The 15,514-nt window shown below is 41.9% G+C and carries 16 protein-coding genes, 1 tRNA gene, 1 other RNA gene and 1 other annotated feature; of the genes, 5 read left to right on the forward strand and 13 right to left on the reverse strand.

What is annotated here, in order from left to right:
• Window positions 1–229 precede the first annotated feature (229 nt).
• The 7 genes from bofA to tadA form a co-directional block, all read right to left on the reverse strand.
• Window positions 230–493, reverse strand: a complete 264-nt coding sequence (bofA, locus tag AC07VD_RS20655) for a sigma-K factor-processing regulator BofA (protein WP_029726362.1) — start codon at window positions 491–493, stop codon at window positions 230–232.
• A 66-nt stretch (window positions 494–559) separates the two neighbouring features.
• On the reverse strand, window positions 560–784 hold the full coding sequence (locus AC07VD_RS20660) for a YaaL family protein (RefSeq protein ID WP_003242387.1): 225 nt from the start codon (window positions 782–784) through the stop codon (window positions 560–562).
• A 17-nt stretch (window positions 785–801) separates the two neighbouring features.
• Window positions 802–1,398, reverse strand: a complete 597-nt coding sequence (gene recR / locus AC07VD_RS20665) for a recombination protein RecR (RefSeq protein WP_494721972.1) — start codon at window positions 1,396–1,398, stop codon at window positions 802–804.
• A 14-nt stretch (window positions 1,399–1,412) separates the two neighbouring features.
• Complete coding sequence (locus tag AC07VD_RS20670) at window positions 1,413–1,736, reverse strand: YbaB/EbfC family nucleoid-associated protein (RefSeq protein WP_003225427.1); 324 nt, start codon at window positions 1,734–1,736, stop codon at window positions 1,413–1,415.
• Between the two features lie 23 nt (window positions 1,737–1,759).
• Window positions 1,760–3,451 carry a DNA polymerase III subunit gamma/tau gene (gene dnaX, locus AC07VD_RS20675; protein ID WP_217020716.1) on the reverse strand — a complete coding sequence of 564 codons (1,692 nt, stop codon included), beginning with the start codon at window positions 3,449–3,451 and terminating at the stop codon, window positions 1,760–1,762.
• Window positions 3,452–3,580: 129 nt separating this feature from the next.
• Window positions 3,581–3,845: signal recognition particle sRNA large type (gene ffs / locus AC07VD_RS20680), an RNA gene on the reverse strand.
• 82 nt (window positions 3,846–3,927) lie between these two features.
• On the reverse strand, window positions 3,928–4,413 hold the full coding sequence (tadA, locus tag AC07VD_RS20685; RefSeq protein ID WP_003226784.1) for a tRNA adenosine(34) deaminase TadA: 486 nt from the start codon (window positions 4,411–4,413) through the stop codon (window positions 3,928–3,930).
• 85 nt (window positions 4,414–4,498) lie between these two features.
• On the opposite strand from tadA, the gene AC07VD_RS20690 reads away from it, so the two are divergent.
• The 4 genes from AC07VD_RS20690 (at window position 4,499) to dck (ending at window position 7,769) form a co-directional block, all read left to right on the forward strand.
• Window positions 4,499–5,044, forward strand: a complete 546-nt coding sequence (locus AC07VD_RS20690) for a cysteine hydrolase family protein (protein WP_003226786.1) — start codon at window positions 4,499–4,501, stop codon at window positions 5,042–5,044.
• A 69-nt stretch (window positions 5,045–5,113) separates the two neighbouring features.
• On the forward strand, window positions 5,114–6,397 hold the full coding sequence (locus AC07VD_RS20695; RefSeq protein WP_494721971.1) for a LysM peptidoglycan-binding domain-containing protein: 1,284 nt from the start codon (window positions 5,114–5,116) through the stop codon (window positions 6,395–6,397).
• A gap of 98 nt (window positions 6,398–6,495) precedes the next feature.
• Complete coding sequence (dgk, locus tag AC07VD_RS20700; RefSeq protein WP_003226790.1) at window positions 6,496–7,119, forward strand: deoxyguanosine kinase; 624 nt, start codon at window positions 6,496–6,498, stop codon at window positions 7,117–7,119.
• On the forward strand, window positions 7,116–7,769 hold the full coding sequence (gene dck / locus AC07VD_RS20705; RefSeq protein WP_003226792.1) for a deoxyadenosine/deoxycytidine kinase: 654 nt from the start codon (window positions 7,116–7,118) through the stop codon (window positions 7,767–7,769). Before dgk ends, dck begins: the two co-directional genes overlap by 4 nt.
• A gap of 111 nt (window positions 7,770–7,880) precedes the next feature.
• Here the strand turns inward: dck and AC07VD_RS20710 are convergent.
• The 6 genes from AC07VD_RS20710 to guaB form a co-directional block, all read right to left on the reverse strand.
• Window positions 7,881–7,973 (reverse strand) — tRNA-Ser (locus AC07VD_RS20710).
• Between the two features lie 134 nt (window positions 7,974–8,107).
• The gene (gene serS, locus AC07VD_RS20715; protein WP_041339595.1) at window positions 8,108–9,385 is read right to left on the reverse strand and encodes a serine--tRNA ligase; all 1,278 of its coding nucleotides are present in this window, start codon (window positions 9,383–9,385) and stop codon (window positions 8,108–8,110) included.
• A 56-nt stretch (window positions 9,386–9,441) separates the two neighbouring features.
• Window positions 9,442–9,654, reverse strand: a binding site (T-box leader).
• A 52-nt stretch (window positions 9,655–9,706) separates the two neighbouring features.
• Window positions 9,707–10,297, reverse strand: coding sequence for a pyridoxal 5'-phosphate synthase glutaminase subunit PdxT (gene pdxT / locus AC07VD_RS20720; RefSeq protein ID WP_003226797.1), 591 nt, complete (start codon window positions 10,295–10,297; stop codon window positions 9,707–9,709).
• A 21-nt stretch (window positions 10,298–10,318) separates the two neighbouring features.
• On the reverse strand, window positions 10,319–11,203 hold the full coding sequence (gene pdxS / locus AC07VD_RS20725; RefSeq protein WP_003247145.1) for a pyridoxal 5'-phosphate synthase lyase subunit PdxS: 885 nt from the start codon (window positions 11,201–11,203) through the stop codon (window positions 10,319–10,321).
• Window positions 11,204–11,399: 196 nt separating this feature from the next.
• Window positions 11,400–12,731, reverse strand: coding sequence for a D-alanyl-D-alanine carboxypeptidase (dacA, locus tag AC07VD_RS20730; RefSeq protein ID WP_024571610.1), 1,332 nt, complete (start codon window positions 12,729–12,731; stop codon window positions 11,400–11,402).
• Window positions 12,732–12,883: 152 nt separating this feature from the next.
• Window positions 12,884–14,350 carry an IMP dehydrogenase gene (guaB, locus tag AC07VD_RS20735; protein WP_003226803.1) on the reverse strand — a complete coding sequence of 489 codons (1,467 nt, stop codon included), beginning with the start codon at window positions 14,348–14,350 and terminating at the stop codon, window positions 12,884–12,886.
• A gap of 120 nt (window positions 14,351–14,470) precedes the next feature.
• On the opposite strand from guaB, the gene AC07VD_RS20740 reads away from it, so the two are divergent.
• Entirely contained in the window at window positions 14,471–15,418 is a 948-nt protein-coding gene (locus AC07VD_RS20740; protein ID WP_494721970.1) for a YaaC family protein, read from the forward strand.
• Window positions 15,419–15,514: the final 96 nt, after the last annotated feature.

Consider the following 15,514-nt stretch of genomic DNA (forward strand, 5'->3'; position numbering starts at 1 on the left):
ACGCACATCGCTGTGCGATTTTTAAAAACTGAATTAACAGGTACGTTTTGTCTTGTTTAGTTTTCAAAGAACTTTGTTTGCCGCTCATTTAAGCGACTTTATTATCATAACATTTACCGCCGCTACTGTCAACAACTTTTCAGCATTTTCTTTTCAAAAAAGCTGTTCGTCATCAGCGACGTATATTAGAATAACACCTTCAGTTGTCTAAGTCAATACATAATATCAATTAAATGATAAATTGCTTAATAACGACTAACGCAGCTATTCCGGGTATCCCTAAAATTCCGCTGATAGCTGTTGTAACCAGATTAATCGGCACATGAATGCCAAGACTGCCGCCAAACATATTTACACAAACCAGCAGCAAAGCACCTGCCACAAATTTAACAGCTGTGATGCCCATCCACTTTAAAGGCTTCGCAGTTGAACCTGATAAAAAAAGAAGAATAACCAGTCCTAAAATAATCCCAATAATAAAAATAGGCTCCATGAATCTTCTCATCTCCTTCGCTTGTTCTAGTACAAGCTTATGAGAAGATCCAGGAGTTTAGACCACTTACTTCCACCGGCTGATTTTTAAATTTCGCTGCTTCGCTTCCCTTAAGTAAAAAAAATACTTCGCTTCAGCTACTTTCAGTTCGTATAACACTTCAGCAGACGGTTCTAAGCTTTTTTCAACCAGCTTTTTTTGCCTGTTCCACTCTTCCTTTTGCTTAAAAAGCTGCTCGGTTAGTTTTTCATCAAACTCTCTTCTTAATGTTTTCTTGCGAAGAAAACCCATGGATCGCTTTTTCCTCCTTACAATTCACGTCTTCCTTCAAGTGCTTTAGAAAGAGTGACCTCGTCAGCATATTCCAAGTCACCGCCGACGGGCAGTCCGTGGGCAATACGGGAGAGCCTAATACCAGATGGCTTGAGAAGCCTTGATATATACATCGCCGTTGCTTCCCCTTCTATATTAGGGTTTGTCGCGAGGATCACTTCTGTCACTTGATCATCCTGTAATCGTTTTAACAATTCTGGTATTTTAATATCCTCCGGTCCGATGCCGTCCATTGGAGAAATAGCGCCGTGAAGAACGTGATACTGTCCGTTGTATTCCTTCATTTTCTCCATAGCGATAACATCCTTAGGGTCTTGCACAACACAGATAACAGACTTATCCCTGCGCGTATCTTCACATATATAGCAAGGGTCCTGATCTGTAATATGCCCGCAAACTGAACAATATGTCAGGTTGCGTTTCGCATTTACTAATGCTTTCGCAAAATCTAATACTACATCTTCTTTCATACCTAGAACAAAAAAAGCCAGACGAACCGCTGTTTTCGGTCCGATCCCTGGCAATTTCATAAAGCTGTCAATCAGCTTTGATATTGGTTCAGGATATTGCATGTTCTTTTATCCCCCTAGAATAAACCTGGCATGTTCATTCCCTTTGTAAATTGACCCATTGTTTCGTTTGTGATTTCGTCAACTTTTTTCAAAGCTTCATTCGTTGCAGCAAGCACTAAATCTTGAAGCATATCAATATCTTCAGGATCGACGACTTCTTCTTTGATGATAACATCCAGGATTTCTTTTTGACCGTTTGCTTTTACTGTTACCATACCGCCGCCTGCAGTTCCTTCAACAACCTTTTCTGCAAGCTCTTCTTGAGCCTTCGCCATATCCTTTTGCATTTTTTGCATTTGTTTCATCATTTTTTGCATATTACCCATTCCGCCACGCATAGCATTCACTCTCTTTCATTTTGTTAGTCTTTTATTTCAATTAAATCCGCTCCAACAAGCTTTTTCGCTTCGGCAATAAGCGGGTCTTCTTCAGCCGGTTCATTTGATCCTTCATTTTCCTGCTGATGATCTTCTAAAAATTCTTCTCTTATTTTACCCCATTGTGCTTCTGGAACGCCAATCAAATCCATTCTTTTTCCGAGCATCGATTCTAAAATCTGCTCAAGATTAGTCCGGACTCCGTTGTTATCCTCAGCGACCATTTTACAATGAATTTCATATTTGAATTTCAGAACAAATGCCGCCGATCCGGCAGCCACAGGTTCACTGTCATTCAGTAAAGCGGCATGTGATACTTTGTTTTGCTGTTTGAGATGAGCAAGAAGCTTGCCCCAACTGTTTCTGAGCAGATCAAGATCCGGTCTTGTGGCTTCCTTCAAAATCTCATGAATTCTGCCTACTGGCGCTTTGTAATTGGATTTCCCGCCCTTTGGCACACGCGGCGCTTCTTTTTTCGGGCTTTCCGCAGCTGCTTTTATGCCCGTTGTTTTAAGCCGCTCTACTTCCTGTTCGAGCTGCTGGATTTTTTTCATCAGCATATCCACTTCCGGGAGATCAGCAGCAGATTGATGTGAGGTTTGGCAAATCTTCACAACGGCCACTTCGAAAAAGATACGCGGATGATTTGTCCATTTCATTTCCTGATGGCTCTTGTTCAGAATATCAATCATTTCATATAGGGCCTGAGCTGGAATTTGTTCACTTAGTTCCCGGAACGTTTCATCGACTTTTACTTTCTCAAGCACTCCCTCTAAGCCAGGGGCTGTTTTGTACAGCAGCATGTCCCTGAAATAGAAAATCATATCTTCTATCAGCTTAGCTGGATCTTTTCCTTGCTGAAGCAATTCATTTAATGTTTCCAGTGCGTCAGAAACGTTTTTATCATGCAGGGATTTTGCAAGCTTCCCGATATATAATTGAGAAACAGCACCCGTAATTAAAAGCGCATCTTCGACTTTCAGGATATCGCCGCTGAATGATATGGCCTGATCAAGAAGGCTCAGGGCATCCCTCATCCCTCCGTCTGCAGCACTCGCGATGATATCCAGCGATCCTTCCTCCACTTGCAGCTGTTCAGCATCAACAATTTTATTCATGCGGCCTACAATCGCTTGAGAGGTAATTCGTTTAAAGTCAAAACGCTGACATCTAGAGATAATGGTTAAAGGAATTTTGTGCGGTTCAGTTGTTGCTAATATGAAAATACAATGCTCAGGCGGCTCTTCTAATGTTTTTAGTAATGCATTAAAAGCGCCGATAGAAAGCATATGCACCTCATCTATGATATATACCTTATATGTGACGGCCGATGGGGCAAACTTCACTTTATCGCGAATGTCACGAATCTCATCAACACCGTTATTAGAAGCGGCGTCAATTTCTATGACATCGGATATTGACCCGTTTGTTATCCCTTTACAGGCCGCACATTCGTTGCATGGCTCATCAACAGGAGCATTTTCACAGTTGACAGCCTTAGCAAATATTTTGGCTGCACTGGTTTTTCCGGTTCCTCTAGGCCCGGAAAACAGATAAGCGTGAGAAAACTTTTTTTGCAAAAGGGCATTTTGCAGCGTTTTTGTAATGTGTTCTTGTCCGACCACATCTTCAAAGCGCTGAGGCCTGAATACTCGATATAAAGCTTGGTAACTCACGGGTTTGCCCTCCTCCGTTATTCATCATTCCCATTATACATGAACCTTGTTTCGATTCCAAAAGCTCTTTTTACATAACAAAAAACTCACCTAATATTAGGTGAGTCTGAAAATTTGATGATTGATTTACCGTGCACCTTCTGTCGATTCGCTACCCTAAGCGTTACTTAAGCAGTTAGCTCGGCCCAGGCAACCCTGCGGCACATGAGAGGTTTCACTTAATGCTGCTTCCTTCCGGACCTGACATGGTTCATGAATTCCCATTGCGCAGGACCCAAACGTCAACACCACTTACTTAAGGCAGGCCTTAAAGTAAACGAACCTCGAGAAGGGATTCGGCCCTGCTAGAGCGGATTGCAGGTACAGGGCACCGCTACCTCCCCGCTTAGCACGGCAAAATAAATATCAAATTTTATGTTGCATCTATTACGATGCACACTTAAGTATATCTGTTTCCCCTAAAAATTGCAACCGTACTATTCAGACAAGTTTTTCCTGGCGGCTTTCTTCTTTTTTCTTAGTTCTCTGAAAAACGCACTGAGCATTCCGCCGCATTCTTCCTCAAGCACACCGCTCACCACTTCAGCCTGATGATTAAAGCGTTCCTCCTGAAGAAGGTTCATTAGCGTGCCTGAACAGCCGCCTTTCGGATCAAATGCGCCAAAAACCACTTTTTCCACTCGAGAAAGTACGACTGCACCAGCACACATTGGACAAGGCTCAAGCGTCACATAAAGAGTCGCACCTTCCAGCCGCCATGTTCCCAGTGCCTTACACGCTTCATCAATCACAAGCATTTCTGCATGGGCAATAGATCGTTGCTCAGTCTCTCTTAAATTATGTGCACGCGCTATAATTTCATCATTAACGACAAGCACCGCACCTATTGGCACTTCACCTTTCTCTTCAGCCTTTTTCGCTTCTTTAATTGCTTCTTTCATATAAAGTTCATCTTGTGTCATAAGGATAAGCTCTCTTTTCAAAGTTTTTTCATTGCCTAAAAAGGCTACATATTAACTATAACTGAAACGGAAAGGAGACTGTCGATTGTCCAAAGCAGATACAGCCCTTCTCATTGTAGACATGATCAATAATTTTGAATTCGATATGGGAGAAACCCTCGCTAAAAAAACAGAAAAAATCGTTCCTCATATTTTATCATTAAAGGAGCACGCGAGACAAAATGAATGGCCGATTATTTACATCAATGATCATTATGGACTTTGGCAAGCTGACATTAAAAACATTCAGCAAGAATGCACAAATGAAAGAAGCAAGGATATCATCACAAAGATAGCCCCGGAAGATGCTGATTATTTTTTAATCAAACCAAAACATTCCGCTTTCTACGAAACTGCACTTCACACCCTTCTTACTGAGTTGCAGGTGAGACATATTATCTTAACAGGTATAGCCGGCAATATATGTGTGCTGTTTACCGCTAATGACGCTTATATGAGGGAATACAGCATCACGATTCCTAAGGACTGTATCGCGTCAAACAGTGACGAAGATAACGAATTCGCCTTAACTATGATGGAGAATGTTCTTTTCGCAGAAATTACGACGGAAGAACAAATTACAGAAAAATAAACATGATCAGCGCTTTTCTTTCATACATTGATAGCGATATGAAAGGAGGCGTTTTTCATTCAAATTTATGTGGTAAAACAAGGCGACACTCTTTCTGCTATCGCTTCACAATACAGAACAACCGTAAGTGAGATCACTGAAACGAATGAAATACCGAATCCCGACAGCCTTGTTGTCGGACAAACCATTGTCATTCCAATAGCTGGCCAGTTCTATGATGTGAAGCGAGGTGATACCCTGACATCTATCGCCCGGCAGTTCAATACAACGGCAGCCGAGCTCGCAAGGGTTAACCGCATCCAGTTAAATACCGTGCTTCAGATTGGTTTCCGTTTATACATCCCACCAGCCCCTAAACGAGACATCGAATCAAATGCTTATTTGGAGCCCCGAGGAAATCAAGTCAGCGAAAATCTCCAGCAGGCGGCCAGAGAAGCGTCACCCTACTTAACGTACCTTGGCGCATTCAGCTTCCAGGCACAGCGTAACGGAACCTTAGTCGCACCGCCTTTAACGAATTTAAGGAGCATTACAGAAAGTCAAAATACAACATTGATGATGATTATAACGAACCTAGAAAACCAGGCATTTAGCGATGAACTTGGCCGGATCCTTTTGAACGACGAAACTGTAAAAAGAAGGCTTCTAAATGAAATAGTGGAGAATGCCAAGAGATATGACTTCCGTGACATTCATTTCGACTTTGAATATTTGCGGCCCCAGGATAGAGAGGCCTATAATCAATTCCTCCGCGAAGCAAGGGATCTTTTTCATCGAGAGGGCTTAGAAATTTCTACGGCTCTTGCTCCTAAAACAAGTGCAACACAGCAGGGCAGATGGTATGAAGCTCATGATTACAGGGCACATGGCCAAATTGTCGACTTTGTTGTTCTCATGACATATGAATGGGGCTATAGCGGCGGGCCGCCTCAAGCGGTTTCTCCAATTGGACCTGTCCGTGATGTCATAGAATATGCTTTGACTGAAATGCCTGCGAACAAAATTGTCATGGGCCAGAATTTATATGGATATGACTGGACGCTGCCATATACAGCAGGGGGAACTCCAGCAAGAGCAGTAAGCCCTCAGCAAGCCATTGTCATAGCTGATCAGAACAATGCTTCCATTCAGTATGACCAAACCGCTCAAGCTCCTTTCTTCCGCTATACTGATGCAGAAAACAGAAGGCACGAGGTATGGTTCGAGGATGCCCGCTCGATTCAAGCAAAATTCAATTTGATTAAAGAGCTGAATTTAAGAGGCATCAGCTATTGGAAGCTGGGTCTTTCCTTTCCACAAAACTGGCTGCTGCTGTCTGATCAATTTAATGTTGTCAAAAAGACGTTTCGATAATTTGGAAACGTCTTTTTTTCATGGGGGCACCCAAGGGTTGTGATACAATATGAAGGTCGGTAACTGACGCACGTTTTTCAGATATAAGGAGGATTCCGATGAATACAGCCCCTTTTATTGCAATAGAAGGTCCTATCGGGGCAGGAAAAACAACTCTCGCAACGATGCTCTCACAAGAGTTCGGATTCCCTATGATCAATGAGATTGTAGAGGATAACCCGTATCTTGATAAGTTTTATGACAATATAGAGGAATGGAGCTTCCAGCTCGAGATGTTTTTTCTTTGTCACAGATACAAACAGCTTGAAGACACCAGTGATCACTTTTTAAAAAAGGGACAGCCTGTAATAGCTGATTATCATATTTATAAAAATGTGATTTTTGCGGAACGCACCTTGTCTCCACATCAGCTGGAAAAATACAAAAAGATATATCACCTGCTAACGGATGATCTGCCAAAGCCGAATTTCATCATTTACATAAAGGCCAGTCTGCCTACATTGCTACACCGCATTGAAAAACGCGGACGCCCCTTTGAGAAAAAAATTGAAACTAGCTATTTGGAGCAGCTGATTTCAGATTATGAAGTCGCCATCAAGCAGCTGCAGGAAGCAGACCCTGAACTTACAGTGTTAACCGTAGATGGTGATTCAAAGGATTTCGTTTTGAATAAGAGCGACTTTGAACGCATTGCCGCCCATGTAAAGGAGCTTATCGTATGAAGGAACATCATATCCCTAAGAATTCAATTATTACAGTAGCAGGAACAGTAGGTGTCGGAAAATCGACTTTAACAAAAACTTTAGCTAAACGGCTTGGATTTAAAACATCTTTGGAGGAAGTCGATCATAATCCATACTTAGAAAAGTTCTATCATGATTTTGAACGTTGGAGCTTTCACCTTCAAATTTATTTCTTAGCTGAACGCTTCAAAGAACAGAAAACAATTTTTGAAGCCGGCGGAGGTTTTGTACAGGATCGTTCGATTTATGAAGATACAGGAATTTTCGCAAAAATGCATGCTGATAAAGGGACAATGTCAAAGGTTGATTATAAGACTTACACAAGCCTTTTCGAAGCAATGGTGATGACACCGTATTTCCCACACCCAGATGTGTTGATCTATTTAGAAGGAGATCTGGAGAACATTTTAAACCGGATTGAACAACGCGGCCGTGAGATGGAGCTTCAGACAAGCAGGTCTTATTGGGAAGAAATGCATACACGCTACGAGAACTGGATAAGCGGTTTTAATGCCTGTCCTGTTTTAAAACTTCGCATTGAAGATTATGATCTTCTGAACGACGAAAACTCGATTGAAAATATTGTAGATCAAATTGCTTCAGTTATTCATGATAATCAAAAAAAGTGAATCTCAGTCGAGATTCACTTTTTCTTTAAAATAAAAAATCCGCCGCACCGAATGCAACGGACAAAACAATCTCCAATATATGCTTGTGTTTCATTAGAATTAAAATCAATATGGCGGAGGAAGAGGGATTCGAACCCCCGCGGGCTTTGACACCCCTGTCGGTTTTCAAGACCGATCCCTTCAGCCGGACTTGGGTATTCCTCCGTATCGACAAGACTTACTATATCACGTATGTTCTCGTGTGGTCAAGCATTTTTAAAAACTTTTTTTGTTTTTATGAAAATGCCGTGTTTACATAAGCAAAAAGGCGCACCTTGTCAGGCACACCTTTCCATAATTTACGGTTTCATTACTTCCCTATTCCCCATATAAGGACGAAGCACTTTCGGAATCACAACGCTTCCGTCTTCCTGCTGATAATTTTCTAATATAGCGGCAACTGTTCTTCCAACCGCCAGTCCTGAACCGTTCAGTGTGTGTACATGCTCAGGCTTGCCTTTCGCTTCACGTCTGAAACGAATATTCGCACGTCTCGCCTGGAACGCTTCGAAGTTGCTGCAAGAAGAAATTTCTCGATATGTGTCTTGGCTCGGAATCCAAACTTCGATATCGTATTTTTTCGCAGCCGTAAAGCCTAAGTCACCCGTACACATGCTCATGACACGGTATGGAAGCTCAAGCAGCTGAAGAACCCGTTCTGCTTGGTTTGTAAGCTTCTCTAATTCTTCATAAGAATCTTCAGGCTTCACAAACTTTACAAGCTCAACTTTATTAAATTGGTGCTGGCGAATTAATCCGCGTGTGTCACGTCCTGCTGAACCAGCTTCAGAACGGAAGCAAGCACTGAATGCCGCATAGTTGATCGGCAGGCTGTCACCTGAAAGGATTTCATCGCGATGCATGTTTGTAATCGGCACTTCCGCCGTTGGAATTAAGAAATAATCTTCTTCTCTGATTTTAAATGCATCCTCTTCAAATTTAGGAAGCTGTCCTGTTCCCGTCATGCTTGCGCGGTTTACCATATATGGCGGGATCACTTCAGTGTAGTTATACTCATCCACATGCAGATCAAGCATAAAGTTATAAAGCGCACGCTCCAGACGAGCACCTAAGCCTTTATAGAACACGAAACGGCTTCCTGTTACTTTGGCAGCACGTTCAAAATCCAGAATGCCCAGCTCATCCGCAATATCCCAGTGCGGCTTCGGCTCGTAAGAAAATGAAGGCTTTTCACCCCATTTACGCACTTCTACGTTGTCGTCTTCTGTTTCACCGACAGGTACAGACTCATGCGGAATATTTGGGATTGAGAGCAGGATTGTATCAAGCTCAGCTTCCACTGTCCGTAATTCTTCATCAAGCTTTTTAATTTCCTCGCCGACTTCACGCATTTCTTTAATAATGTGATCCGCGTCTTTTTTCTCACGCTTCAGCACAGCGACCTGCTGAGAAACTTCATTTCGTTTTCCTTTTAACTCTTCAACCTTGCCGATGAGCTCTCTTCGTCTATCATCCAGCGCCTCAAACTTATCAAAATCAGTTAAGTCTTCGCCTTTGTGTACAAGCTTTGCTTTAATTTCTTGAAAATTTGCTCTCAGCATTTTCGTATCAAGCATGCGAAACACTCCTTTTTTTATTGATTTGTCGAAAATAAAAAGAGCCCTCATCCCCATAAAGGGACGAGAGCTCTCGCGTTGCCACCCTGATTGAAAACAAATCAAAGACTCGTTTTCCACTTTCAAACATAACGGTTATCCCGTAAATGCCTACTTGTTTCAGCATTTCGCTCAAGGATGGATTCAGACAGCATCTTTCACCGATTCGCACCAACCATCGGCTCTCTTAGAAAGAGAGGCTCCCTACTAGTTCCTATCAACGCTTTTCGATCTTTATTTGTGCTTATAATGTACTATAAGTTTCCACAGCTTTCAACTGTTTTATACAAGTGCCTTCTGCTTATATTCCTCAACCATTTCAACAAACAGCTGTGTCACTCGGTGATCTTCTGTCAGCTCCGGATGGAATGAGCAGCCAAGGAATTGCCCCTGTTTCGCGGCTACAATACGACCATTATGCTCCGATAGAACTTCAACATTTTCACCAGCTTCTAAAATATGCGGAGCACGGATGAATACCCCTGTAAAAGGCTCGTCCAAGCCTTTAATTGTTAAATCAGCTTCAAAGCTGTCAACCTGCCGGCCAAATGAATTACGTTCTACAACCACATTCAGAAGACCTAAATGAGGATTATCTGAACCGGCAATTTCTTTTGCTAATATAATTAATCCGGCACATGTTCCAAACATCGGTTTGCCCTGAGCAGCGAATTCACGAAGCGGCTCCATGAATTGATACGTATCGATCAAACGGCGCATCGTCGTGCTCTCACCGCCCGGCAAAATCAACCCGTCAACTTCGTTCAGCTGCTCCGGACGTTTTACGACAAGACCAGCCGCGCCGCATGCTTCAATCGCATGGATGTGCTCTCTAACTGCTCCTTGAAGTCCTAGTACACCTATTGTTAACATGTCAGCAGCGCTCCTATGTTCTTACCAGCCGCGTTCTTGCATACGCTGTTCTGGAAGTAAGTTTGAGATTTCAATCCCTTTCATTGCAGTACCAAGCTCTTTTGACAGCTCAGCGATCAATTTGTAATCAGTAAAGTGAGTTGTTGCTTCCACAATTGCTTTCGCAAATTTAGCAGGGTTGTCTGATTTGAAAATACCAGAACCAACAAATACTCCGTCAGCACCGAGCTGCATCATGAGAGCAGCATCAGCTGGAGTTGCTACGCCGCCAGCGGCAAAGTTAACGACAGGAAGCTTGCCGTCTTTTTTAATTTGAAGAAGAAGCTCGTAAGGAGCACCTAGGTTTTTCGCTTCTGTCATTAGCTCATCCTCACTCATCGCAACTACTTTGCGCACTTGAGCGTTAACTTTGCGCATATGGCGAACAGCCTCAACAATATTACCTGTTCCAGGCTCACCTTTTGTGCGAAGCATAGAAGCACCTTCCGCAATACGGCGTGTTGCTTCACCAAGATCACGGCAGCCACAGACAAAAGGAACTGTGTATTCATTTTTATTTAAATGAAATTCTTCGTCAGCCGGCGTCAGAACTTCACTTTCATCAATATAGTCAACACCCATAGCTTCAAGCACACGCGCTTCAACAATATGTCCGATACGCGCTTTTGCCATTACCGGGATAGATACTGCATTCATTACTTCTTCCACGATTGTAGGGTCAGCCATACGGGCAACTCCTCCAGCCGCGCGAATATCTGCTGGCACACGTTCTAGCGCCATTACAGCGACAGCTCCAGCTTCTTCAGCGATTTTCGCTTGTTCCGCATTGATGACGTCCATGATGACGCCGCCTTTTTGCATTTCTGCCATTCCGCGTTTTACACGTTCAGTACCTGTTTGAGCCATTTCTTGGTCCCCCTAATCAAGGTATAGTTATATGATTTCTAATCCTTATTGTATCCTAGAAATCCAATAATTCATATGGATATATACTATTTTATTCGGTTTTTAGCGCTTTGAAAATCATTTTTTATTAAAAATTGGGTTTTTTCAGTATATTACGCGAAAGAGCCCTAACTTCCATCAGAGCTCTTTCAATTGATTAAAACCAGCCGGTTACCGTATCAACAATGCTTCCCCAAATTCCGGCAAAAAATCCGCCGATACTGCGCATTGTCAAAACAAACCAGTTTGCTTTTTCTACATTTTCTTTTGTAACAAGGTCTACGCCAGCCAGATCGCTGTTAATGAATCCGTAATCCTTTTCATCACCTGTGTATTCCGCAGTCAGCTTCCCAACCTTGGTTCCTTTTTTCACAGGAGCAGTTAAGTTATCTTTATTCAGTGTGACCTTCGCTTTGTAATTCTTTTCTTCACCATTTTTGACAGGAAGAGAGAACGCCTTGTTTGTCACAATGCCTACTTCTTTCTCTTTACCCTTATCAACTGAAATTGTTTTATGGCCTTTTACTTGATCGCCTTCAGCATAAATTTCTTTCATGGAGAAATTGTCGAAAGCATAATCAAACATTTTCTTCGTTTCATCGAAACGGCCTGTATGAAGGTTGCCCTTTGCGTTTAAAACAACAGTGATGACACGCATACCGTTGCGTTCAGCTGTTCCTGTAAAGCATGAACCCGCAGAGTCAGTAGAACCTGTTTTCAGTCCGTCTACAGTCGCTTTTTTATACTCGCTGACAAGCCCCTTCAGCATAAAATTCCAGTTCGGCATGTCCATTTCATCATCGGTGCCTTCTCTGAATTTCGTTTTGGCGATACTGGAAGTCTCCAGTATCTCAGGGTAGTCAGTAATCAAGTGATCCGCAAGAACCGCCATATCCTTTGCAGAAACTTCACTTTCTTCATTTACGCTTGTCCCCTCAGGCTGATGCCCGTGAAGATCTTTGTTTTCAAGACCTGTTGCGTTAACAAATTTGTAATCTGTTAAGCCTAGTTCTTTTGCTTTTGCATTCATTTTTTCAACAAACTTAGTTTCAGAACCGGCAACGATTTCTGCAATCGCAATAGCAGCAGCATTTGCAGAATAAATTGCTGTAGCTTGATATAATTCTTTTACTGTGTATTTCCCGTCTTTCCGAAGAGGAACGTTTGATAAGCTGTTATCTTGGGAAATTTCATACACATAGTCATCAGGCGTATAGGTTTGGTCCCATTTCACTTTACCTTGATCAATTGCTTCCAATAACAGATACTCTGTCATCATTTTTGTCATACTCGCAATTGGCAGTCTCTTATCTGCATTTTTACTGTAAAGAATTTTACCTGAAGAAGCTTCGATCATAATAGCAGCAGATGCATTGATATCAATTGGATCGCTGGCTGCTTTTGCTTTTGACATTGGAGCCAGACACGTGACAGCTAGAGTTAACACAACCAATGACATCAGTAGCTGTTTACATTTCTTGATGTTCAATCGTACGACCTCCGTATTTCATTTTCTTCATCTATAATTAAGCCGTTAAGGACATTTTCAATGCACAACAGTATAAATTTTATCATAATCAGTATAAAAAAAGTAGACAGAGTCAGAGACCCTGTCAAATGTTTTTAATTTGTAACAATTTATTATGAAATTGTATAGTTAGGTGATTCTTTTGTAATCTGTACGTCATGCGGATGGCTTTCGCGAAGTCCTGCGCCAGTCATGCGAATGAACTGAGCTTCTTCTCTTAGCGCACGCAGATCTTTGGACCCGCAATACCCCATACCAGAACGAAGGCCTCCGACTAGCTGATAAACGGTTTCTTCAACTGGTCCTTTGTAAGGTGTGCGTCCTTCAATTCCTTCAGGAACAAATTTTTTGTTTTCTTCTTGGAAGTAACGGTCTTTACTTCCTTTTTCCATTGCAGCAACTGATCCCATGCCACGGTATACCTTAAATCTTCTGCCTTGGTAGATTTCAGTTTCACCAGGGCTTTCTGATGTGCCTGCAAGCAAGCTTCCGAGCATAACAGCATGTCCGCCGGCTGCCAATGCTTTAGTGATATCGCCAGAGAACTTAATCCCACCGTCGGCGATGATTGTTTTGCCGTGTTTTCTTGCTTCAGTCGCACAATCATAAATTGCTGTAATTTGCGGAACACCGACGCCGGCTACAACACGTGTAGTACAAATTGAACCAGGTCCTATTCCAACTTTGACAACGTCTGCTCCAGCTTCGATAAGCGCTCTTGTCGCTTCAGCTGTTGCCACGTTTCCAGCAATAATGTTTAATTCGGGATACGTTTCACGGATTTTTGTGACTGTGTTTAAAACGCCTTGAGAGTGTCCGTGAGCTGTATCGATAACAATCACATCAACATTGGCTTCAACAAGCTTTTTGACGCGAGTCATTGTATCGCCAGTTACACCAACTGCCGCGCCAACGATCAGGCGGCCGTGAATGTCTTTAGATGAGTTCGGGAACTCAATGACTTTTTCAATGTCTTTAATTGTGATAAGACCTTTTAATTTATTCTGGTCGTCTACGAGAGGAAGCTTTTCAATTTTATGTTTCTGCAAAATCTTTTCAGCTTCATCCAGAGTAGTTCCTACAGATGCAGTAACTAGCTCTTCTTTCGTCATGACATCGCTGATTTTCATTGAGTAGTCAGAAATAAAACGAAGGTCACGGTTTGTAATAATTCCAACAAGCTTCTGGTCTTCTTCGTTATTTACAATCGGAACACCGGAAATTCTGTATTTCCCCATCAAATGCTCCGCATCAAATACTTGGTGATCAGGAGTTAAAAAGAAGGGATTTGTGATAACGCCGCGCTCAGAACGCTTTACTTTATCAACTTGTTCAGCCTGCTGTTCAATGGACATATTTTTGTGAATGATGCCCAAGCCGCCCTGTCTTGCCATTGCAATTGCCATTGCTGATTCTGTTACAGTGTCCATACCTGCGCTGATGACAGGAATATTTAGCTTTAACGTTTTTGTAAGTTCTACAGATAAATCCACATCACGCGGAAGTACCTCAGACTTTGCTGGCACAAGCAGCACATCGTCGAACGTTAAGCCTTCTTTTGAAAATTTACTTTCCCACATTAGTAAATCCCCCTCTTTTCGGCAAAATATTATATGTAGATTATCAACTAGCCAAGAGCATGTCAAGGAAGCGGGAAAGAGTTGAAATATTTAGATAACGGAAAGGATTAAGAAATATACATGACATATCATGAGTGGAAAGACTTAGCGCTATTTTACTCCGTTGAATCAACCCAGAAATTTCTAGAAAAGGTTTATATCTTAAACGGTATTGACGATGCGAAAAAAAACTCTTTTAAAAACAGTGAACGGTTTATTTATTTCTTAAAGCATGCTGAATCGTTTTATAAACAAGCCGCATATTCTCCCTTAGAAATCAAACCGATTCTATTATTTTATGGAATGGCACAGCTTATCAAAGCATGCTTAATTACACGTGATCCTCATTATCCAAGCCATACATCAGTACTGGCACATGGCGTAACAACAAGAAAACGAAAGAAACAAAATTATTGTTTTAGCGATGATGAAGTGAAAATACAACGGAATGGCCTATGCGTACATTTTATGAAACATTTATTCGGACAATCGGATATAGTAGATGAACGGTATACCATGAAAAAATTATTAATGGCCATTCCAGAACTGAGCGATACTTTCTACTTTCAGCAGAAAGAACGATTTATGACAAAAGTTGAGAAGGATAGGAACGAAATTTTTGTACCGGAGGAAGTAGTAATCAATTACAAAATGTCTGATTCAAGGTTTGCCGAATACATGTCCCATCATTTTCAATGGTCTTTTACAAAAAAAAATGAACACGGGCTGCTGTTCGAAGTTTCGCCACAAGACAAGGAGCCATGGACATCGACCAGCTTATTGTTTGACATGGAAAAGAACCAATATTATATCCCTTCTCAAAGGGAGCAATTTCTGAGGCTTCCCGAAATGACAATTCATTATTTGATTTTGTATAACGTTGGGATGATTGCAAGGTATGAAACAGAATGGTGGTATGAGTTATTAACACAGCATATAAGTAATGACTACGTGTTAATTCAGCAGTTTTTATTAGTATCAGAAAAGAAATTCCCTAAATATGCTTCACAGTTTCTTCTTCATTTTTAACACAAAAAACCCAGCTCATTGAGCTGGGTTTAAGCTTGCTTGGCGGCGTCCTACTCTCACAGGGGGAAACCCCCGACTACCATCGGCGCTGAAGAG

It is taken from the genome of Bacillus sp. GW821-FHT01G09 (assembly GCF_059422205.1).